Raw genomic sequence first — 22,479 nt, 5'->3', positions numbered from 1 at the left:
CTATAATACATATATAATTATTAAACTTTTAATAATATAGACTATCAACTGTAACCTGAGTTACTTTCCGGTTTGCACTTGATTACTCTAACGATAGATTTTCCAATTCCATCTGATCTACTTGTACTTTTTCTAACTCACTTTTTACCTGCTTATGGTATAAGTTTGCTCTTCTCGCCCAAGATAGGTCACTATCTATTATATAAACGTAATTGCCATTGTTCTCTTCGAAGCAAAACAGCTTCAGTTTACTTTCGTCTTGACCAATTAATTCACTACGAATTACTTCTACAGTATAAAATTGACCCAAATTCATACTTACTTCACAATGTTGCATATACCTTAACACCCGTGGCTCATATAATTTTCTTATCTCACCATTTTTGAGATCACCTATTGTACACTCTATCTTCTTTAATCCGTATTTAATAACTCTCACTAATCTCTTCGTCTCATAATCCCACAGCTGTTCTTCTTCCAATCTTTTACATGTGGTAAAAATTTGTGATTCTTCTCTTTGCATAAACCGAGATAAACGTTCTGCCAACTCATAGCACATTTTTTCTTGACTCAGTATTTCTCTTTTATATTGAGCTAAAATATTAATCGCCATACTTGGACAACTTACTGCAATCAAGTCATTATTTAAATCCGTTTTAATAATTTTGCCGCTCTCTTGATTAACATGTACAGTAACTTGCCCTAACAAAATTCCCTTAGAAATCGTTATGTCTTTTCCTATATGAGTGTCAATGGCTTTTAAAGAATCAAAGTCTATATATATTGCACCTTTCTCTCCTGTCATTTTTCCTGAAAGAGCAAGAGCAATCAATCTAAAGGTATCTATTTCAACAGCAAAATACACCCTTTGCTCCTATGACATATTATACATATTCTTAAAGAAATCCTTTATGCTAATGTCTTCACCATCTATCTTCCATCCTTGATCTATTTCGCTCCAGTCGTATTGGTGTAAATCTACAACATGCACTCCTTCCATTCCTTTCAGTTCACGCTTTAAATCATCTATTTGATTTTCTTCAAATCCAGGACCGTTGATAATCAAATATATATCCCTCTCTTCTTTATTTATTAATTTATGATTTTTTATTATATCTAAGTAATTAAGGTTGCTGTTCTTACCATCTGGCAGAGATGCACCACGTACTCTTGGCACCCAAGTTAGTATTATTGGTGCTTTATTTGATAATTTTTTTATATTACCGATCATTGTTTTACCTCACAACATTCACGGCATAATAAAACATTAGTAAAAAAAATTCAACCAATTGCTTTCACATTCTTTTAAAAGAAGACAATTTTATTGGCATCCGTTCAGCAGAGTGAGTTAGACGAGAAAAGAAAACTATAGGGTCAATGCATGACACTAAAATCCAGAAAATTTAATTTCAAACCAGCACTTCCTTCCTTGTCATTCCAGCACGTGACCAGTTCTTATTGCCTGCTCTGGACCTCAGTGTTAGCTACTTGAATGACAATAAAGGGAGTCCTCATTCCCCTAAACAAATACTTTTATTGTGCTTTGCGCTTCAAGCCATTGACGGTAGATATACTGGTTACCTCCAGTGGTTCGGCGCCAAGATTGTTTAAATCTTTCTCTTCACATTTTTCCATAAAAGCACGAAATTCCTTTCGATATTCAAGAAAAAAAGTAGATATATCTGGCTTATCTATCACCTTCAGTGGTTTACCAAGGCTATGCTCCATTTTTATATTATGCTCAGAATCATACTCTATCCTTGTATCAAACTTAAAGCCCAATTTCTCGCAGAGCTTTTTAAAGTATTCAACAAGATTATTAATAATATCAGTAAGCTTATCGAGCAGACTGTCATTACCAGCTTTGTAGTCTTTTAACTCTTTAGGAATTGTAAGTAATACTTTACCATCTTCGTATGTCACATTTTCGCCCTTACATTTCAGATTAAATTCTACTGAACTGGATAGATCACATACCCGATAAAGAAGACAATTACCTCCAGTATTAAAATATTCTATAGTATTACTTACAGGAATGCTTTCCATATGAAAGCTAAATTCTAAACAATCAGGGTCATAGCAGTCTATACAAAAGGCTCTTCCATCATTATAACTTAGATGCAAACCGAGTTCAGACATTTCCGTTAAATTATAATTAACAAAAAACTTAGTATATCCAGCCTGATTATAATTAGTTATTAACTCCTCAATAATAGAATCATTTGGAACTATTGCACCAGCGTGTTCAAACATTTCTGTAAAAACTGCTTTAAGAAATGGACGATAGTTGTCTCCCTTATTTTCATCTCTTATAAGCAGGCTTTCATGCTTTGAGTATAGTTCTCTAATAAACTCATTAGTTACTTTTTGTCCATTAATAGTGATATCACTGCATCTATTGAGATCTTTATATGTTACATTGCCAGAGTAAATGTCATACCAACCACTTGAGCTTAATCCTTTAGCTCCTAAATCAGCATATTTGAGCTCTTTTACTTGAGATTTTAATGTATTAACTATTTTCCTTGACATAATAAGCTTTATAATTACTTTATATGTATATAATATTAACATATACTGCGTTAATTGTCAACTGTAAGAACTTTTGTCTCCGTATTATCTAATGAATCACCATAAGTGACTGCTTTGAGATAAAGCTTTTTTCCCTTTTGCACTTCAAAAGAAATTATTGAATCATCAAGCAGAACGAATTTTTCACCTGTGGTGTGTTCATATCTCTTAGTACTTTCTTGCCCTCTAATTAGATTGCTCAATTTGTATTTATTCTTATCTATAAGCTTGGTATCTTGGAATTGTATTACCTCTTTGCCAATCAATGCTAACGCAGTTGAATTAATGACATCCAACTGGCCAAAGCGTAATACCACTACAATCTCGTCATCGGTAAATTCGATTACATATCCGTAAGTAGATTGTATATTTGCGCTCGCGATGGGCTTATAATTTTTATCATCATACGAAATAAAAAGCGTTGCTCCTTTCCAACCTTCCTCTTCACTAATTAAAGTAAAACTTGCGATATTACCTTTAATATGCGGTAAATCTATCATTTCCACGATAGATTTACTGACGTGAGAAGGGAGGGTATTCTTTAAGCATAAGTGATCTTGTTGAAGGAAAGGAGAGCTTGTATATAGAGGGATCATAACCAACTCCCATTACTTGAATGGACATGCTTTCAAACTTTGTTTTTATAATTCTCATCGTATGTCTTTTCTCGCCATCTGAAATTGCTATGACATCACTTGGTAAAAGCCATGCATATTTTATCGGGAGCTTAAAGTTGTATACATTTCTCTCTTGCCACGAAGAATAAAGTAAAACTTCAGCTATATTTTGCGCCTCCCCTTCCTCCATAATGAGCGGTATTGGAACTGTTGCAGCATTGCCCTGCTTTGGCAGTTCAGCATATTTCACATCAATTGGATAGCCAAAATTGCGGTTAAAATAGACAACATTGACTTTACTATTTAAATCTAGCTGACTAATATTAACAAGTTTTGCAACGTTATTGGTAACCATCTCGCCAATTGGTATTTCAGTTTTCACTCCCCTGCCCTTTTGAATAAATTTCAGTTTTGAGTTCTGTTCAACCACATCAAAAAATAGCAACTTCGCAGCATTTTAATAATTGAACGTACGGGTTGCTGGTCATCATTTATTACATACCCAGATAGTAATCCTTTAACATCACTTGTATCAAACTGATCGCCTTTGAGACCTACCTTTTACAACAGATCAGACAAAACATCGGAAACATTAAGTTGTGAAATTTTTCCCTGAATCCAATGCCCGGTCTGCCAGTTATGGCAGTCAGCCCACATATCACATAAATTGGGAAAGTAAGGAAATGGCCTTGCATCCCACGCCCAGAGAAACATTTTCTCCACCATTTCTGAGCTTTGCCACTTTTTTAATGTTCCTTCGATTGCAATTTTCTGCGAAAGAAAGCTCACCTCTCCGTTTGAGTATCGTGGATATTTACTCTCTATACTACCTTTATCAACAAACACATTGGGCTCATTAGTGCAGCCGTTCATACTGGGAAATCCATATTCGGTAAACCATATTTTCTTCATTTTTGGTTGCCATGTTGTTTGACTGTCGTCAGGATTTACATGAACTTCACTCCACCATTTCTCAATATTTTTCCATGCATATTCGCTATCATTATACTTTATTTTCTCAGGATCACTTTTTGAGTAATCGTAAAAATAATCATACCCTACCCCACTGCTCCAACCACCCGCTACATCTTTCGCGGAATAGCCAAAAGGAGGTTCTGGGCCATCGGTGAGTGGAAAATAAGCATCTATGCCAATAACATCGATGAACTGTGAAGACCAAAGTTCATCCATATTATACCAACCATCATATGAATGATACTCACTCCAATCGGCAGCGTAAGTTACGTTTACTTCTTTTCCAAGCTGAAGCTTTACTTGCTTTGCAACTTTAACTAGTTCTGCTACTGCAGGATAGTTACCCTCTACATCTTTTACTCTGGTAAGCTGAGCAAACTCAGAACCAATAATAAACCCTTCCACTTTAGTTTGTTTGGCAATACTCGTGTAATGCTCTATGAATTTGCTATACTGATTCTCAAAAAAGTCGCTTATATCCTGAAGAGTACCGCTCAATTTTCCTCGCCACTCTTTATTTTCTGTGTCAAGCAAGAGCATTGGATAGAGCATCACCTTGTAGCCTCTGCTGTGTAGCTCTTTTATATATCTTATTAGCGCTAAATCACTAACTGTACCACCATATCTTGGGTTTCCACCTTCATCTTTTGAAATTAGCTGAGCATTATCTCTGGTTATATTTCCTACTTGCCAATCATCAGGCACTATAGCAGAATCGTCTTGAAATTCAACTGCAGGATATATTTTACAATCTTTGATATTCAAACTGCTTGCAAACCAATTAACCACTACCGATGCCCATTCAACATTTGGTAAACTTTCCTTCAATTGGTCGAAAGAAAGCATAGCATCGCTCTTTTTTGTGTGATTATTGTGATTTACTCTTTGTGCCGGTCCATAGGGAATATATTGACTACTGCTTATTTTTTCTCGTGCAATTTTCTTCTGTATTTTCGTATCATACACAAACTCCCCTGAACCTGGTATGATATTGATATTTTTAATGTTTTCTGCTACTGAGAATCCACTGAGCTTCAGCGCAGTTTGCACTTCAAATGTAAACACCGGAACACGATTACTATAGTCTGCCAAAGGAAAATTTTTGATGACTATGTAAGATATTCCTCTATAAGCTGGTACATTCTTCTCACCTTCGATTGATAACATAAACGGATCAGGGTTTTGGTCTTCTCTGCCGTGGTAAAAAGTATAATCTATTTCATCAAAACTAAGCGATTTTATATCCGCCCAGATTCTATTTAATTTTTCTACTTTCCCCTTGCAAATTGCAATTGCGAGTGTTGCATAGTAGTTATATGTAATATTTATACCTCTTCCTGTTTTATTTTGAGTGGTTATCGCCTCCTCTTTTATTGGCTGTGACCAAATAATGTTTCCAGCAATGCGAGCAGTACCATAGATAATTGGAATTGCTTTGCCATAAGTTGAGGTTTGAACTTGCAGATTTTTCAGCCTCGCCCCATGCGTTATCTTTTGGTCGGCATCAAGACCAAATATTGCATTATCAAGCTTTGCACCAAGCAGAGCACCGAGTCCTGAGCCGACAATCTGGCCAATTGGACCAAAAATACTGCCCGCTTTACTTAAAATTGATGATAAAATTATTGTAGACATAATATTCTCCTTTTTGATAGATTGTTTTGAATTTTTGAAAGAAGATCCCAGACTGGGATGAAATTGGGACCTACTGTATAGTAGTGTCATGCAACTGGTATCCAGGAAAAAAAAGGATGTCATCCGAGCAGCCCTTTTCCTGTCATATGAGTAGCTAACACTGGGATCCATTGTTCTTTATTTCTGAATTCCAGCGTCACGCGCTGGAATGACATTAAATGATTTTTCTTTGAATTTGAGTTATGCAAGCAGCCCCTTCGATGTCACCCGAGTAGCCCTCTTCCTGTCATCCCAGTACTGGGATCCAGCCTTTCTTACCAACAAAAAACTTAGCATAACTTGCGTGCTCAAAAAATTCCTGGATTCCAGTACTGGAATGACACCCTTTTAGAAGTTCCTTCTGGATAAAAACTATTGTCAAGCACTGGAATGACATGATTCGACTTGCATGGCATCATCCCAGACTATGTAGTAATTCTCCTTATTCCTCAATTTGCCGATTACTTCCTCGAGAAGATACATCACTCAATGAAGAGCTTACTGATGAACTTCTAGATAAGCTTCCAGATGATAGCCTTGTATCCTTGTTTTTAGTTTTTCCGTTACTATGTTTCTTATTCTTCTTACCTTCAATTTTATGTTCCTCATTAAATCTTTCACATAAAGTGAAAATAGGAGTGCTTTTGCCTTGACTTTTCTCCCCTCGTATATAATTGGCTAAACCCATCAGATTTGCTGGTGAAAAACCATTAGTATGGTTTACAATAATTCCAATATTTGTAGTGCTTAATTCTTTGAGATATTCTTTTAGCATTCCCCTACGTGTACTTTCTTTATCCATCCCAGGAACCTCAATGCACTCCAAACGACCACCCCTAATAAGCGCAGGATCTAAATGATTCTTATGATTAGTTGCAGCAATCACCGTTATATTTTTTGAGGATAAAAACTCTTTATCCAATTTAGTGAGTAAATAAGTTAAAGGCCCTGCATCCTCATGAACAGTTCGCTTTTTACCAACCCCGTCAATCTCATCTATAAAAATCATACAAGGACTGTTTGTCTCTGCTTTCTCAAAAACTTGATCTATATTCCTTTGACTAGACAAGCAAAACGCAGAAACAGATATAAACGCAAACAGAGATTTAGTTTGATTTGCAATTGCCTTACTAATACTAGTCTTACCAGTTCCTGGTGGACCGTACAAGAGATATCCTCCGCTTTTTGACTTACAAAATTCCTCTCAACTTTTCTCTTATGTCACTTGGTAATATAATATTATCAAATGTTGTATTCCATCCTCTTGCTTCACCTTTTGCGTAAAATTCCATATTCAGATTTGCTTCTACTTCATTTTTTGTTGCAGGACTATTAATTAACTTTGCAGAAAGATCACTAACCTCTTTTTTTAACCCCTTCATTTCATCTTTCGTTGCAAAATTCTCTAAAATTCTATGAACTTTTTCTTCTAGACCACTAAACCCGTATTTATTTTCTTTATCCTTTCCATCTTCTAATTCTTCTTTAATTGGAGTTAGCTTATTTTCTTCTTTCCTTATTAACTCTTTATTTAGCTCTTCGACTTCAGCTTTCGAGTTTTCTTGAGATTTTTTACTTTGTTTAATCATTTTATATGAAAACACAATTACTACTGCAGAAAGCGCAAATAAAATAAAAATAACAGGGGGAGCTATATTTAAAGCTGCAACTGAAGATAAAAATGCAACGTAAGGAGCTACAGCAAAAACTCCAGATGTAATTAATGTAAGAGAAGCAATAGCACCAGCTATAAAAAAAGGTATATTAGCTCTACTAGACATATTTTAGCTTATAAACAGTTAATTTATAAATAATACATTTAAAAAGTACAAGCTTTTCATAGTAAAGCAAGACTAACTTAAGAGATCCTTAATCAATCTATGATCGAGGTATTATGCAGTATTAAGATATAAGATGGTATGTTGTATTTTTAATTCAGTGTTCTTTTTCTGTCATTCCAGGGTACTGGAATGACAGATGCTATGATAAGAAATTCAATAACTTAAAGTAGGTAATTAAAGCTTCTAATTAAGATCTAAATCTATAGTTATTATAAGCAACACTAAAGAAGTGCGGAAGTAAAAAGTTACAAAAGAGCATTATGTATACGTATGCTTTGTAGACCTACATTTTGCCACCCTTCTGTTAAGCTTTGTCTCCCTTCCATTACGTCTTGTCGCTCTTTTATTTCTTTTATTTCGTTATCGAATTTTGACATTAGATATTTAGCATAACCAGATGTTAATGCTGTTGATGCAGATACAGCTATTGCTACCATAACAGACGTTAATGTAATTTCCATTGTCTCGGTTATAAAAAGCGTCGATGTTACAAAATTCCCTAACATGGCAACTAAGCCACCAACAACTACACTACCTTGAACTACTTTATTTTTTAAAAACCCTTTTATACTCTCTACCGTATCTTCTTGGTGATTTATAATGGCATAATACAAAGGAGTTTTCTGCAAACTATCTTTTTCATAAACATCTGCACCTCTGTCTAGTAGAGCATCTACTATCTCTAAATAGCCATTTTTAGCAGCATAATGCAAAGGAGTACTACCACTTCTGTCTTTTACATTAACATCCGCACCTCTCTTTAGTAGAGCATTTACTACATCTATGAGTTCATATATAGTAGCATAATGCAAAGGAGTACTACAACTTCTGTCTTTTACATTAACATCCGCACCTTTTGTTAGTAGAACATTTACTACACCTACACATCGACTATAAACAGCATGATGCAAAGCAGTCTCTCTATTTTCACCTTCTACATGAACATCCGCATGCCTATCTAATAAAACATTCACTAAATCCTTACAGCCAGCTGCTGCAGCTGCAATTAATAATGTAAATTCGGCATCAGGATCACTTTGGATGAATGTATGATTTATACTAAAATTTTTATTTTCCCACTCTTGATACGCTATTGTATCTTCCCTTCGCAATACCTCTTTTATTTTATTAATTACGTTATCTTTATTTACACTTGCATCTTTATCAATTGCACTTAATATCTTTTTCAGATTTTCAAAATTCATCTTTACCTCCTATAACTTTACGATGCAGTTACTACACAATTACAAACAAAAGTAAACACATTTTTAGGAATTATTTAAAAAAAGAAACCACTGAAAAAGTCAGTAATTTACAATAAATAACTGATACATTTAATTGGAAGAAATATGTGATGTAATTATAGCCATTATAAACAACAACAGAAAAAACACGGAAGTAAAAAATTTATATTGATCTTATCATATTTATTATTAGCATGATTATAAACATGGGAAAGCAAATACAAGTCAACTTATCTAAAAAAAATAGTGAGAGGGTCCTATCTGGCGCAAAATGGATGGCCAACCTTAGTGAAAATTATTTTGCATCATTGAATAATAACAGCATTAAACCAGCCAGCTCTATAAGAAAACTAATAGAGGCTTTTTTACTTGTTCCAATTATTATATCCAGTGCTATTACACTAGCATGTACCTATTTTTTTCTGAATGCAGTGAGTATTCAAAAATATGATTGCAGCTTTGAATAAGGGAAAAATTATGGCGCCTATGATTTTTGAAGGCTATTGCGATACAGACGTTTTTAATAGCTAGTTCAAGCTTTTTGCTGGGTGATTTTGGATAATGCAACTTTTCATAGAAAATAAGTGAATTTGTTAAAAGTGTCGGTGCTGAAGTTATATATCTGCCTCCATATTCTCCTGATTTTAATCAAACCATTGGTTTGTTATAAAAAATTTAGCCAGAAAGAATATTCAGCTATTCGAACTATTAGAAAAAGAGCTATAATTATAGACTCCGTATACACTATAACTAGACTTTTTTTTAAGAGGAATGATACAGAAGTTAGTACTAAGACACTAAACAGTTTTCAAAAATGAAAATTATACCTTAAAGCTGATTTTCATACAGTTCTTGCAAGCGATAGCACTCTCACTTCTCTTGCACCAGAGTTTAAAATTTCCTGAGAGCAAGACCTTGCGGTTGCGCCAGTTGTTACTACATCATCAACCAATATCACGATTTTGTTTTTGATAATTTCGCTGTTACTTACTTTAAAAGTATTTTTCAAATTTTTTTCACGCTGTTTAAGTGAAAGACCAGCTTGAGGTTTGGTGTGACGAATACGTTTTATTGCAAATGGTGTATAAGATAAATTAGATAACTTACTTAATTCCTTCGCGAGCAACGCTGCTTGATTATATTTACGTTTAAATAAGCGTATTTTATGTAGCGGTATGGGAACTATGACCTCTGCATTTTGAAATATGTCTTTGTTAGTTTTGTACATCCACTTTGCATAGACTTTCACATAATTTAAATTATCAAAAAATTTAAAATTTATAATCATATTTTTGCTATGTTCATCATAAGCAAAAACTGATCTTAATACTTTAAATGGTGAAGGGTTACTGATGCATTTACCACATGTATCAATGTTATCTGGAATTACTACACCACAAACATTACAGTAATGCTTAGTTAAAAAATTGATTTTTTTATTGCATTCACTACATAAATCATAACTTTTATCAATTATACGTTCACAACTTACGCATACGTTTGGAAATATGAAATCTGTAGCTTTTTTTAATAAGAGAAGATTCATGAATTAAATATGTTAGGTATACCTTTTAAAAAAATGCTCCTAATAACCTAGTGATTAAGAGATACTTGATCTAACAAATACGTTTTGAGATACTTGCCTCCTGTAACGCTTTTTGGAGTCTGTGCAACTTTTTCTGGAGTTCCTACAGCAACCACTTCGCCACCTTTTACTCCACCCTCTGGACCAATATCTATTATGTAATCAGCAGTTTTTATAACATGTAAATTGTGCTCAATAACTATAACAGTATTTCCTAAATCAACTAGCCTATGAAGTATTTTCAGTAAATTATTTACATCTTCAAAATGTAACCCAGTTGTTGGCTCATCGAGAACATACAATGTTTTCCCGGTAAATCGCTTTGATAGTTCCTTAGACAGCTTTATTCGTTGTGCTTCACCCCCGGACAACGTTGTTGACGACTGTCCAAGCGTTATATAGCCAAGCCCTACTTCCTGTAAAGAAATCAACTTTTCCTTTATCATTGGAAGATTTTCAAAAAAGTCACATGCTTGATCTATTGTCATATCAAGCACATCAGAAATTGATTTTCCCTTGTAAGTAACTTCCAATGTTTCTCGGTTATACCTCTGTCCTCCACATTGCTCACATTTCACATAAACGTCCGGTAGGAAATGCATCTCGATCTTTAAATGCCCATCACCTTTACAAGCTTCACATCTTCCTCCCTTGGTATTAAATGAAAATCGGCCTATATTGTAACCTCGTGCCTTCGACTCTGGGAGACCTGCAAACCAATTTCTGATGTGAGTAAACATACCAACATATGTTGCTGGATTTGATGCTGGGGTCCTACCAATTGGTGACTGATCAACTTCTATAATTTTATCTATATACTCAAGGCCTTCTATTTTATCGCATTTACCATGCTTTGCAGATGAATGATTTATCTTCTGTGCTGAGTATTATTTATATAATGTTTCTATCACTAAACTTGATTTCCCTCCTCCTGATATTCCAGTAACACAAATAAAATTCCCTATAGGAAATTCAACATTTATATTTTTTAAGTTGTTCTCACACGCGTTAACTACCTTTATGAACTGAGTTGTTTGCTTTCTTCTTTTTGAAATTGAAATTTCCTTCTTTCCACTTAAATACTGTCCTGTTATGCTTTCTGAATTTTTTTGTACCTGATCTGGTGTTCCTTCTGCAACAACTTTTCCTCCATTCACGCCAGCTCCAGGACCAATATCAATCACATAATCAGCAGCCATTATTGTATCTTCATCATGTTCAACAACAATCACAGTATTACCCATGTCTCTCAGATTTTTAAGTGTGGTAATTAATCGATCATTATCACATTGATGAAGGCCAATTGAGGGCTCATCAAGCACGTATAGCACTCCTGTTAAACCAGAGCCAATTTGCGAAGCAAGCCTGATCCTCTGGCTTTCACCACCAGAGAGAGTGCTAGATTCACGGTCAAGTGTAAGGTAATTTAGCCCTACATTCTTTAAAAATGTCAGCCTTTTGATTATTTCGTTTAATATTTTATTTGAAATTTGCCTTTGTTGTTCTGTAAGTTTGTCTGATAAATTTCCAAACCAATCAAGGGATTCATCGATGCTGAGCCTTGATATTTCACCTATATGTTTTTCGTCAATTTTCACTGTAAGTGCTTCTTTTCTCAATCTATAGCCAGCACATTCTTTGCAGTCAGTAACAGAACAATACCTATCAATAAGTGATGAATCGTAATCCATCTGGCGTTCTAGGATACTGACCAAACCTTGAAATTTCATTTCTCTAGAGCCAAAAAGTATTAAATCCTTCACTTTTTGGTCTATATCCTTCCACGGAACATCAAGGCTAAATTTGCAATTTTCAGCCAGTGATAGAATTGCATTTTTTAGCAATCCATAGTTTGTATGCACTTGACGGAATATTGATCCAATTGGCTTTAAAGCACCTTCAGATATCGAGAGCGTTTCGTCTGGCACTATTAGCTTTGCATCAACACTTAGTTTTTTACCGAGCCCATTGCATGAACTGCATGCACCGTAGGGGCTGTTAAAAGAAAACAATCTTGGCTCTATTTCTTCAAGAGTAAAGCCAGACTCAGGACATGCAAAATTCTCTGAGAAAGTTAAAGTTTGACCATTTTTATACTCGGAATTGTGGTTATCAGGTAAGTTCACTATTTCTGCATACATTAAGCCATGGCCTAGCCTCAATGCTGATTCTACACTGCTTGGTAGTCGATTTCCTATATCATCTGATATGGAGATTCTATCTGCAATAACAAAAATATCATGTTTCTTGTTTTTATCGAGTTTAGGCAAGTCATCTATATTGTATGTTTCACCATCTATTTTTAGTCTCACGTAACCCTGCTTTTTAATTTCCAATATCTCTTTGAAGTGCTCTCCTTTTCTGCCACGCACAATAGGAGCAAGTATATATATTTTAGTTTCTAAAGGTAATGCTATAATAGTATCTACAATTTGAGATACAGCCTGTTTCGTTATTGGCAACCCAGTTACAGGCGAATAAGGTATTCCCACTCGTGCATATATCAAACGTACATAATCGTAAATTTCAGTAACGGTTCCAACAGTTGATCTTGGATTTTTTGAGATCGACTTTTGATTAATTGATATTGCAGGAGAGAGGCCTGTGATTGACTCAACATCTGGTTTATCTTGAATATTAAGAAATTGACGTGCATAAGCCGATAGACTTTCGACGTATCGGCGTTGGCCTTCTGCATAAATCGTATCGAATGCGAGGCTAGACTTACCAGAACCACTTAGTCCAGTTATAACAACTAACTTATTTTTTGGTATATCGACATCAATACCCTGCAAATTATGCTCTCTTGCACCTTTAACTCTGATCATACTTCATGTACCTTTGACCATTACAGCCTCAAAATACATAAACTTACAACAACTTTCTACTAATTTTTTCAACTATTACGGAAAACGAGATAGCACAACTAGTGCAAAACATTTTGCCACACAACTATATAAACATCTGTTTTCGCCAAGTTAGTTCGTACAACAAATGGTGTCATAAAAGTATGTTTTCTACAATCTCATCAAAAACATGCTTACCAATTCTTGGAAACAGCAAATTTTATTTTATATAAAATATAGAATTTTGATAAATTTAACTTTTTTGTGAGATCATGCAGCGATAAAAATAAATTTAGAGGGAAAGGTTATGGCAATAGAGAAGGAGAAGTTTTTTGAAATAATAAATGAGGTAGGTGAAAGTAGCGATTTGGATGAAGATAATTTACTTGAAAAAATAAAGAATGAGTTAAAAGGAAAAGATGCAGGAGAGTACAACAAGTTTAGTAGAAATTTTAGTAAAGAACATCAATTTAGTATAAAAATTTCAGAAGAAGCTGCAGAAGATTGGACGTTGTTACATCTTGCTACAGCATGCAACAATATGTTAATAGTGGAACTTTTACTAAAAAAGAAAGTAAGTGTTAGCGCTCGAGTAAAAGATGGTTCTAAAAATGATGGGCTAACTGCTTTGCATATTGCTACTTCTTGTGGACATGAAAGCATGGTAAAACAACTACTAAGTGATGATCGAGTGAATCCTTCATTAAAAAGTAAAAACAAGACTCCAAGGGAGGTGGTAGGTAATACAGAAAATAAGGAAGCGATAGTACAAATGTTAGAGGAAGCAGAAGAAAATCATTCGCGAAAGAAGATAAAAGGCTTTCACATCCAAGTTGGAGAAGGAAGTTGTGACCACTCATCTCAGAATGATAATATAACTCGAGTCAGTTCATTTGTGAATGGAATTACTGAATTAGGAAATGATAGAGAAAAATCAATAGCAGTGGAAATACAAATGTGGAATGAAAGAAGGAAAGAGAATAATGATAATATTCAGAGTGAGCAAATCGCTTCCCATTCTATTACTGGTGAAAGTGTTAGTAGTGACGACAGCGCTCTAGAGTCTGAGGCTACATTTGATACTTCTTCCTACTCCGAAATAAATCAAGACGGAGCAGCTAATGAAGTTGATGACCAAATTTTAGAAAGTCTGCAAACTCAAGTTCAGTTAGAAGATAGCCAAATTCGGAAGTTAGAAAAGTCATGTAAAGAATTAAAACATGTTGAGAAAGAATCAGAAAAATTAAAGAGTGACGTAGCTGAACATGAGACTCGGTTAGAAATACTTGATAAGCTCAGTGAAGAGAATCAATCACTAAAACAACAAATACAAGATCTAAAAAGTAAAAATACAATTCTTAATAGTGAATTAGAAAAAGTAAAAGGTCAGCACTCTAATGATTTAAATGAACATAAGATTAAGTTGAAAGAACTTAGCAAGCTCAACAAAGAGAATCAATCACTAAAGCAAAAAATAAAAGATATGGAAAACGAGAATACAACACTTAATAGTGAATTAAGTAAAACCAAAGCAAATAAAGTATTACTAAAAAAAACAGAAAAAGGACAACTGTCTTTCTTAAAAATTGCTTCTGTAAATTTTGTAACTATGTTGACAGTAGGTGTTGCCTTTAGTATAGCTTTCCAATTACCAATTCTATTGATGATTGCAACTTCTATGATGTCTTCATTAATAGTCAGTGGAGTTACATATGTAATATCAACGAAACCTAGTGAATTAAAAGAAGTAAGTATTCAAGGCTTGATGCAACATGATGTTTGTAAAACTTAAACTTGTGCACTTCCTGGTAATTTTGATATAGTTACTTCAGTTGAAATTTACAGATTTACAAATGGCAAGCTTAAGTGTAAGAGAAGCGTTATGCACGGCAATCAGAGAAGAAATGCAAAATGACCATGATATATTTATCATGGGTGAAGAAGTTGCAGAGTATGATGGTGCTTATAAAGTAACAAAAGGATTACTGAAAGAGTTCGGAGAAAATAGGGTAGTTGATACACCTATTACCGAACATGGATTTGCTGGTCTTGCTGTTGGAGCAGCGTTTGCTGGGCTCAAACCTATTGTTGAGTTTATGACTTTTAATTTTTCTATGCAAGCTATTGACCAAATTGTGAATTCCGCAACAAAAACAAATTATATGTCAGGTGGACAACTTGGATGCCCTATAGTGTTTCGTGGACCAAATGGAGCTGCGGCAAGAGTTGCCGCACAACATTCTCAGTGCTTTGCATCTTGGTATTCGCATGTTCCAGGTTTGAAAGTAATAGCACCTTACTTTGCCTCTGATTGCAGAGGTCTGCTTAAAGCTGCAATTCGTGATCCAAATCCAGTAATATTTCTAGAAAATGAGATTGCTTACGGACATGAGCATGAGATTCCTGATTCTGAGCTATCAAATAAAGATTATCTACTTGAGATAGGCAAAGCCGCTATTATACGGGAAGGAAAAGATGTAACTATCACTGCTTTCTCATTGAAATTAATGGATGCATTAAATGCAGCAGATTTACTCTCTAGTGAAGGAATAGAAGCTGAAGTTATCGACCTCAGAACCTTAAGACCACTTGACACTGAAACAGTTATTAACTCTATTAAGAAGACCAATAGATTAGTAAGCATAGAAGAGGGTTGGCCATTTGCAGGAATAGGAGCAGAACTCTCAGCCATGGTTATGGAACAAGGATTTGACTACCTTGACGCTCCGGTTGCACGTGTAACCGGCAAGGATGTCCCCTTACCTTATGCTGCAAACCTAGAAAAGAAAGCATTACCACAAGTGGAAGATATAGTTGAAGCTGTGCTCCAAGTCTGCTTTAGAAATAAATAGTACTATTGACTCTTTTTTTTATCTCTCGTTCCACATTCTTCCATAAAAGAGGCATTTGTAGAGTTTATACCACCCATTACTTTTATGACAATAGTTTTAGCGCCAAAAAACACAGCGCAAAATACACCGAGGGCGAAAAGAGCAGGCCACGGCATTCTACCAAATATTGCAAGTAAAGCTGCTCCTATTATCACTATGGTCATAAGCGGTCCACCTATTCCCCAAACGTAGTCAATAATATTACATATTACTTGAGCAGTTATATCGTCATTAGAGTTAGCAGCACTTCCAGTGTGAGAAAAAGAAATAAATAATACTATAAGTAGAATGCAAAAAACCTTTCTAATTGTAGGGTTCATCCCTATACCTTAAGTTTAAATATTATAATTATATCCAAAATAGTATAATTTTCAGTAAAACTAGCATTGTGATTTATACAATATTGCATAGCAAATGATGTCTATTGGTTATCAATCACTGTCAATTACTTGAGAGCTTATTTCGACTTTCGAAAAAGAGCAATAACACCCATGAGTAAAATTTCACATTACCACTTTTATGTGTTATGATAAGCTTAAATTTACAAAGAAAATAAAATTGAAAGAATTGAGAGAGAACCGGATAGCAAGAACGAGAAAGTTTTTATCTTCACTGTTTTTTTTGCTACTAATTGCGCTATCAATACGTAGTTTTTTATTTGAGCCATTTCATATTCCTTCTGGTTCAATGAAAAGCACTCTACTTGAGGGAGATTATATTTTTACTAGTAAATATTCATATGGTTATAGTAAACACTCTTTTCCATTTTCTCCAAACATCTTTAGCGGTAGAATCTTTTATACCCCTCCGGAGCGTGGTGATATAATAGTTTTCAAGCCTACAAGAAATGACAGCATTAGATTTGTTAAGCGGGTAATAGGAATACCGGGCGATAAAGTGCAAATGATAGAGGGGGAGTTATATTTAAATGATCAGAAAGTAAAGCGAAGACAAATTGAAAATTTTTTTGATTATGAGTCAAAGCGTAATATAGCAAGATACATCGAAACACTCCCGAGCGGCAAGGAGCATGAAATTCTAATAGATAATCTTTCTAATAAGTTATCATACAATACTCCAGTTTATTATGTACCTGATGATCAATTTTTTGTGATGGGAGACAATAGAAATAATTCTTTTGATAGTAGATTTCCTGAAATTGGGTTCATACCAGCGGAAAATATAATTGGACGCGTGAACATGGTTGGTTTATCATTTAAATTAGGCAAAGTTGATTGGTTACCATTTAACTTTAGATTACCTATTGCCCTGAGATTTGACAGGATACTGCACAAAGTTGTGTAAATTCTATCTGTCTGATGATTCGCATAATTCTAAAGCAGAATTTTCTAACTCAGCGATAGCATTATTAATGTTGTCTAAGTCATTTCCCTGTAAAGCTTCCTTTGCGTTCTGTAGTAAAATTTTTAACTTTTGCTCAGTGGAAACATTTTCAACTAGATGTATGAGCTTGTTACCGTTAATTTTAGCCTCTGCAAGGGAACGAGCCTCCTTCATATCTTCGTCAAAGTTGGTTACTGACTGATTGACCATATCTTGAATATCTTCTTCATTTAAGCCAGAGCTTGAATTTATTTCAACTGTCTGTTCGACTCCAGTAGTTTTTTCTCTTGCAGTGACAGTCAATATTCCATCAATGCTAACTGTAAATCCTATTTCAACTTTTGCAGAACCTGCAGGCAATTGTGGTATACCTTTGAGTTCAAATCGCGCTAGAGATTTATTATCTTTTATCATTTCACGTTCTCCTTGACAAACGTGAATTTTCATTGCTGTTTGCCCGTTAGCGTAAGTTGTAAACTCTTTTATTTCTGAAACTGGTAGTGGTGTATTTCTTGGTATAATTTTTTCAACTATTCCCCCCATAGTTTCTATGCCAAGTGATAAAGGCAGCACATCAAGGAGAATATTCCTATCTTTTGAGTTTGAAGTTAAATAATGAGCCTGCAAAGCTGCCCCATTGGCAACTGCTTTGTCCGGATCCACATCATTCAGCACTTTATTGCCAAAGAGTTTGATTAGTGAATTTTGCACTAATGGCACTCTAGTTGCGCCACCAACTAAAATTACCCCTTTTATATCATCGATTTTAAGATCTATGTTGCTTATAGTACGAGTAACTATATTTATAGTCTTATTAACCAAAGGACTGATTGCTTGCTCGAATTCTTCTTTGGTAATTTCACATTCAAATAATTCACCATTGATGCTGAATTCAAAAGTGCCAGAGGTATCTTCACTTAGGTACTCTTTTATAGCACGTATATTGCAGATACCAGTTTTAGTGTATGAATGTTGTAATTTGTAGGTAGTTGTATCAGATGGTGCAGTGCTTGACACTGGAATCCAGTTCTTATTACGCGGTTGCAAGGTGTGCTCACTTGCAATTAAACTTTCTGGATCCCAGTGTCGGGGCACTGGGATGACACTTTCTGGATCCCAGTGTCGGAGCACTGGGATGACACTAGAGCATTTTTTATTTAAACCTACCTGTTTTCTATACTTTTCAAGCACGATTAAACTAAGTAGATGATCAAAATCATCACCACCAAGTTTAGTATCACCACCAACTGCAAGAACTTGAAACACTCCTTGATGTAATTTTAATATTGAAATGTCAAATGTTCCACCACCGAGGTCATAAACTGCATATATGCCACTGTTATTGTTCTTTTCAATGGAGTAAGAAAGTGCTGCAGCGGTTGGTTCATTAATGAGGCGAAGAACATCTATGCCAGCTAATTTTGCTGCATATTTGGTTGCGTTACGTGCTGAATCATCAAAATAAGCTGGTACAGTAATCACTGCTTTGTTAACTTTCATCCCTGTGAATTTTTTTACCCTCTTGCATAGAGTTTTTAGTATCTCAGCAGAGATCTCAATAGGAGTGAGATACTTTTCTTCTGAGCATTTTACCCTAATAACTTTTTCACTTTCGTTATCTATTTCACAATTGATACCTTCTTTATGCAAGTCTTTAACACTTTTACCCATTAAGCGTTTTATAGAGCAGATAGCATTTTTGCTAACATCGTAGCCTACTTTTAGTACATCCTTTTCATATGAAATGACAGAAGGTAATAGTTCACGACCTTGCTCATCTTTAAATATTTCTACGTTGCCAGCTTTATTTACCATGGCAATTAAAGAGTTAGTAGTTCCAAGATCTATACCAAAAACTACCTCATTTGAACCTGGTTCAGAAATTTGAACTGGCCGCATTTTCCTTCATCTCCTCAAATAACTTATATAAATATCTCAATCTAAAAACTTGCGTAGCAGCTTCATCAAAATTTTTTGTAGCAAAAGCATTAATTAGGTTTTTAGTACAATCTTTTACCTTTTCATCAATCATCCTACTTGCAAATTGTAAATCATCGCAGTCTAGAAAGTATTCTCTTATTTCCATTGATTCATTTAATATTTCAGGATCAAGATGCTCTTTTTTGCTTTTTACGTCAAAAAGATCCAACAAATGTTCGGCACGCTTTAGCGGTGACTTCAGTACCTGATAAGCTTTGTTGATATTTTCCATATTTTTGGACTCTCTTTCATTTATATCAGTTTTGCTTAGCTCAATATATTTTTTCTCCAGCTCATCAAAGCTGATGTTAAAAGCCGTTTCAATTCCAAACAATGTGAAATGGTTGCTAGACATGAAAACTCTCTCCACAACCACATTTTCCTTTCTCATTAGGATTTTTGAAAATAAAACCTGATGAGAATTTTTCCTCTACATAATCCATTTCAGAGCCAAGGATAAACATGATAGATTTTGGATCGATCAGCACCTTGACTTTTTGATCATCACTGCAGCTTTCTTCAATTACCGACTCCAAAGGACGAACATCATATGCATACTCAATATCATATTTTAAACCAGAGCATCCTTTTTGCTTAATTAGAACTCTTATTCCTATTGCTTCTTCAAGGTTAGCATGCTTCTTTTTGTCCAATAAAAACCTTACCCTCTCTACTGCATTTGCAGTTAGAGTGATAGGTTTTTTAACAGAATTTACTCCTTGAAATTCACTCATATTCCTCAATGTTTTTGTTTATTTTGATAATCATGAATAGCAGCTTTTATAGCATCCTCAGCAAGTACTGAACAGTGTATCTTTACTGGCGGCAAAGACAATTCTTCCACTATTTGAGTATTCTTTATCTTTGTTACATTCTCAATAGTTTTTCCTTTGATCATTTCTGTAAGCAAAGAACTTGAAGCTATAGCAGAACCACAACCAAAAGTTTTAAATTTTGCGTCTTCAATAACACCTTTATCGTTGACCTTTATTTGCAGTTTCATTACATCTCCGCATGATGGTGCACCAACTAAACCAGTACCAACATTTGGATCATTTTTATCCAGAGAGCCAACATTCCTTGGATTTTCGTAATGATCTAAAATTTTCTCATTATAACTCATAGATCTACCCGTAAACCATTACTTACATTATAACATATTTAGGTTAAAAACTAAAGTAAAATACACTAGCAAGCAGTACATTTTACTCACAAAATATATAGGTTACGAGTGTATTTACTTTACAAATACATATAGTGCATGTCATTCTTTATATGGTAATTTTGAAAGGAGTATTTCTTGAGTTTATTCAGTAATCTTTATCAAGGACTATTAAAAACCTCCTCCCGTTTTAGTGATGGAGTAAAAAATATTTTTTCTGGCAAAAAAAAATTAGATCAGTCGCTTTTAGATGATCTGGAAGAGCTGCTGATTAGCATGGATATAGGTCATAAAACTTCTAGATTGCTTATTGATAAGCTCGCAAGTATCAAATTTGAATCAGAAGTTGAGCATAGCGTTATCACACAGCAGTTAATGAGCGAAATAGAGTCGATATTAAACCCTGTTGTGCAGCCGCTCATTTTGAATAAAAAACCACACATAATAATGGTGTGCGGAGTGAATGGTAATGGAAAAACCACAACTATAGGTAAACTTGCCTATAAATATAAGGAAAAAGGGAAATCCGTTATGCTTGTTGCATGCGATACATTCAGAGCTGCTGCGAGTGAGCAATTAAATATTTGGGCAGAACGTTCTGATTGCTCTATTGTTACTGGAGAGCACGGTAGCGATTCTGCAAGTGTGGCATATAGAGCTGTAAGTCAAGCGATAAAAGATAGCGTTGATGTTGTTTTAATTGATACAGCAGGAAGGCTACAAAACAATGTAAATCTCATGCAAGAGCTGTCAAAAATACATAGAACGATAAAGAAATTGGATGATACTGCTCCTCATGATGTTATTTTAGTTCTTGATGGAACTACCGGTCAAAATGCTTATAGCCAGTTAGAGGCGTTTAGTAAAATGGTTGGTGTTACCGGGTTAATTGTAACAAAGCTAGATGGTACTGCCAAAGGTGGAGTAGTGATTGGGCTTGCAGAAGCTTATAAGGTGAAATTACACGCTATAGGAATTGGTGAAAGTATAGAAGACCTGAGGGAATTTACTGGCAAAGAGTTTGCTGAAGCGCTGTTTAAATGTGATTGAAGATTTGGGCTTGCAGAAGCTTATAAGGTGAAATTACACGCTATAGGAATTGGTGAAAGTATAGAAGACCTGAGGGAATTTACTGGCAAAGAGTTTGCTGAAGCGCTGTTTAAATGTGATTATAGATAGCTAACATATAAAAATCACTTCCGCATATTTCTAACCTCATTATAATTACAATTAGAGATATTTTAAGAGCTCAAAATCTATCTTTGTCTGCAGACTTTTTAATCAAACTTATTAAAAAATGTATTCTTCAGTGTATATCTGTCGTATGTGCACTGCATTTTTTTTCTAACTCTTTTTTACACAGGAGGATTTTATGTCCAGAATTCCAGATACTTGACCTTTACTTTAGCTAAAAACCAACTGGTACCTATGGTTTTAGAAAGTGTAGGAAATAGAAACGTTTCTGTTTTTTGAGTAATTAAAAACCACTTCAGCTTGTCACTCATGCCTAAAAAGTTACTATATTAATGTAATATTGATACTTGTATACCAACATAAATATATTTTAAAAATTTAAGGAGTATATTATGACAATGTCTACCACAAATTAGTGAGAAATTAGCAGCTAGCGCAAAAAGTCTCTTTGATGAGAGCGAAAAATTATTGCTTATAGCAGAGGAAATACACAATCAAGATTTAATGTATCTTTAATCACAAAAAAGAAGATATTCTACATCTTCTTTTTTTTAT

17 protein-coding genes and 3 pseudogenes are annotated in these 22,479 nt (G+C 34.6%); 5 read left to right on the top strand and 15 right to left on the bottom strand.

Annotation, left to right across the window (positions count from 1 at the left end):
- Window positions 1-82: 82 nt before the first annotated feature.
- The 8 genes and pseudogenes from BBB02_RS05855 to BBB02_RS05835 all read right to left on the bottom strand — a co-directional run bounded on the left by BBB02_RS05855 (window position 83) and on the right by BBB02_RS05835 (window position 8,883).
- Window positions 83-865, bottom strand: coding sequence for a hypothetical protein (locus tag BBB02_RS05855; protein ID WP_245970114.1), 783 nt, complete (start codon window positions 863-865; stop codon window positions 83-85).
- 9 nt (window positions 866-874) lie between these two features.
- Entirely contained in the window at window positions 875-1,231 is a 357-nt protein-coding gene (locus BBB02_RS06615; protein ID WP_245970113.1) for a hypothetical protein, read from the bottom strand.
- Between the two features lie 302 nt (window positions 1,232-1,533).
- Window positions 1,534-2,532, bottom strand: a complete 999-nt coding sequence (locus tag BBB02_RS05850; RefSeq protein ID WP_245970112.1) for a hypothetical protein — start codon at window positions 2,530-2,532, stop codon at window positions 1,534-1,536.
- Window positions 2,533-2,582: 50 nt separating this feature from the next.
- Window positions 2,583-3,071, bottom strand: a complete 489-nt coding sequence (locus BBB02_RS06610) for a GTA baseplate fiber-binding domain-containing protein (RefSeq protein WP_245970111.1) — start codon at window positions 3,069-3,071, stop codon at window positions 2,583-2,585.
- A gap of 13 nt (window positions 3,072-3,084) precedes the next feature.
- Window positions 3,085-3,618 (bottom strand): phage tail protein, encoded by a 534-nt coding sequence (locus tag BBB02_RS06605; RefSeq protein ID WP_245970110.1) that lies wholly within the window; start codon window positions 3,616-3,618, stop codon window positions 3,085-3,087.
- Between the two features lie 131 nt (window positions 3,619-3,749).
- Window positions 3,750-5,798, bottom strand: coding sequence for a baseplate megatron protein TIM-barrel domain-containing protein (locus BBB02_RS06600; protein ID WP_245970109.1), 2,049 nt, complete (start codon window positions 5,796-5,798; stop codon window positions 3,750-3,752).
- A 481-nt stretch (window positions 5,799-6,279) separates the two neighbouring features.
- Window positions 6,280-7,618 (bottom strand): annotated as a pseudogene (locus BBB02_RS06805) (AAA family ATPase).
- Between the two features lie 305 nt (window positions 7,619-7,923).
- Window positions 7,924-8,883, bottom strand: coding sequence for an ankyrin repeat domain-containing protein (locus BBB02_RS05835; protein ID WP_127464253.1), 960 nt, complete (start codon window positions 8,881-8,883; stop codon window positions 7,924-7,926).
- 483 nt (window positions 8,884-9,366) lie between these two features.
- On the opposite strand from BBB02_RS05835, the pseudogene BBB02_RS06585 reads away from it, so the two are divergent.
- Window positions 9,367-9,648, top strand: a pseudogene (locus BBB02_RS06585) (transposase); the annotation flags it as partial.
- Window positions 9,649-9,763: 115 nt separating this feature from the next.
- Here the strand turns inward: BBB02_RS06585 and BBB02_RS05825 are convergent.
- On the bottom strand, window positions 9,764-10,468 hold the full coding sequence (locus BBB02_RS05825) for a ComF family protein (RefSeq protein ID WP_127464252.1): 705 nt from the start codon (window positions 10,466-10,468) through the stop codon (window positions 9,764-9,766).
- Window positions 10,469-10,515: 47 nt separating this feature from the next.
- Window positions 10,516-13,335 (bottom strand): annotated as a pseudogene (gene uvrA, locus BBB02_RS05820) (excinuclease ABC subunit UvrA).
- Window positions 13,336-13,660: 325 nt separating this feature from the next.
- Here uvrA and BBB02_RS05815 point away from each other — a divergent pair.
- Both BBB02_RS05815 and BBB02_RS05810 read left to right on the top strand, forming a co-directional pair.
- Window positions 13,661-15,145 carry an ankyrin repeat domain-containing protein gene (locus tag BBB02_RS05815; RefSeq protein ID WP_127464251.1) on the top strand — a complete coding sequence of 495 codons (1,485 nt, stop codon included), beginning with the start codon at window positions 13,661-13,663 and terminating at the stop codon, window positions 15,143-15,145.
- 61 nt (window positions 15,146-15,206) lie between these two features.
- Complete coding sequence (locus tag BBB02_RS05810; protein WP_127464250.1) at window positions 15,207-16,205, top strand: pyruvate dehydrogenase complex E1 component subunit beta; 999 nt, start codon at window positions 15,207-15,209, stop codon at window positions 16,203-16,205.
- A 2-nt stretch (window positions 16,206-16,207) separates the two neighbouring features.
- Here BBB02_RS05810 and BBB02_RS05805 read toward each other — a convergent pair whose 3' ends face one another.
- The gene (locus tag BBB02_RS05805; protein WP_127464249.1) at window positions 16,208-16,564 is read right to left on the bottom strand and encodes a TrbC/VirB2 family protein; all 357 of its coding nucleotides are present in this window, start codon (window positions 16,562-16,564) and stop codon (window positions 16,208-16,210) included.
- A gap of 199 nt (window positions 16,565-16,763) precedes the next feature.
- Here BBB02_RS05805 and lepB point away from each other — a divergent pair, with 199 nt between their 5' ends.
- Window positions 16,764-17,549, top strand: a complete 786-nt coding sequence (lepB, locus tag BBB02_RS05800; RefSeq protein ID WP_127464248.1) for a signal peptidase I — start codon at window positions 16,764-16,766, stop codon at window positions 17,547-17,549.
- A gap of 3 nt (window positions 17,550-17,552) precedes the next feature.
- Here lepB and BBB02_RS05795 read toward each other — a convergent pair whose 3' ends face one another.
- From BBB02_RS05795 to iscU, 4 genes are read right to left on the bottom strand one after another with little or no spacing between them, the layout of a single operon-like run.
- Window positions 17,553-19,487 (bottom strand): Hsp70 family protein, encoded by a 1,935-nt coding sequence (locus BBB02_RS05795; RefSeq protein ID WP_127464247.1) that lies wholly within the window; start codon window positions 19,485-19,487, stop codon window positions 17,553-17,555.
- Entirely contained in the window at window positions 19,465-19,923 is a 459-nt protein-coding gene (gene hscB, locus BBB02_RS05790) for a Fe-S protein assembly co-chaperone HscB (RefSeq protein ID WP_127464246.1), read from the bottom strand. Before hscB ends, BBB02_RS05795 begins: the two co-directional genes overlap by 23 nt.
- Entirely contained in the window at window positions 19,916-20,302 is a 387-nt protein-coding gene (locus BBB02_RS05785) for a HesB/IscA family protein (protein ID WP_006012614.1), read from the bottom strand. The genes hscB and BBB02_RS05785 overlap by 8 nt, the downstream gene beginning before the upstream one ends.
- Before the next feature lie 5 nt (window positions 20,303-20,307).
- A complete protein-coding gene (gene iscU, locus BBB02_RS05780) occupies window positions 20,308-20,691 on the bottom strand; it encodes a Fe-S cluster assembly scaffold IscU (protein ID WP_007302620.1) in 384 nt (127 codons plus the stop codon).
- Window positions 20,692-20,868: 177 nt separating this feature from the next.
- Between iscU and ftsY the strand changes: the two genes are divergently transcribed.
- Window positions 20,869-21,780 carry a signal recognition particle-docking protein FtsY gene (ftsY, locus tag BBB02_RS05775; protein WP_127464245.1) on the top strand — a complete coding sequence of 304 codons (912 nt, stop codon included), beginning with the start codon at window positions 20,869-20,871 and terminating at the stop codon, window positions 21,778-21,780.
- Window positions 21,781-22,479 lie beyond the last annotated feature (699 nt).

Source organism: Wolbachia endosymbiont of Bemisia tabaci, from assembly GCF_003999585.1.
Lineage (GTDB): Bacteria > Pseudomonadota > Alphaproteobacteria > Rickettsiales > Anaplasmataceae > Wolbachia.
This window is presented reverse-complemented; position numbering and strand designations above follow the sequence as displayed.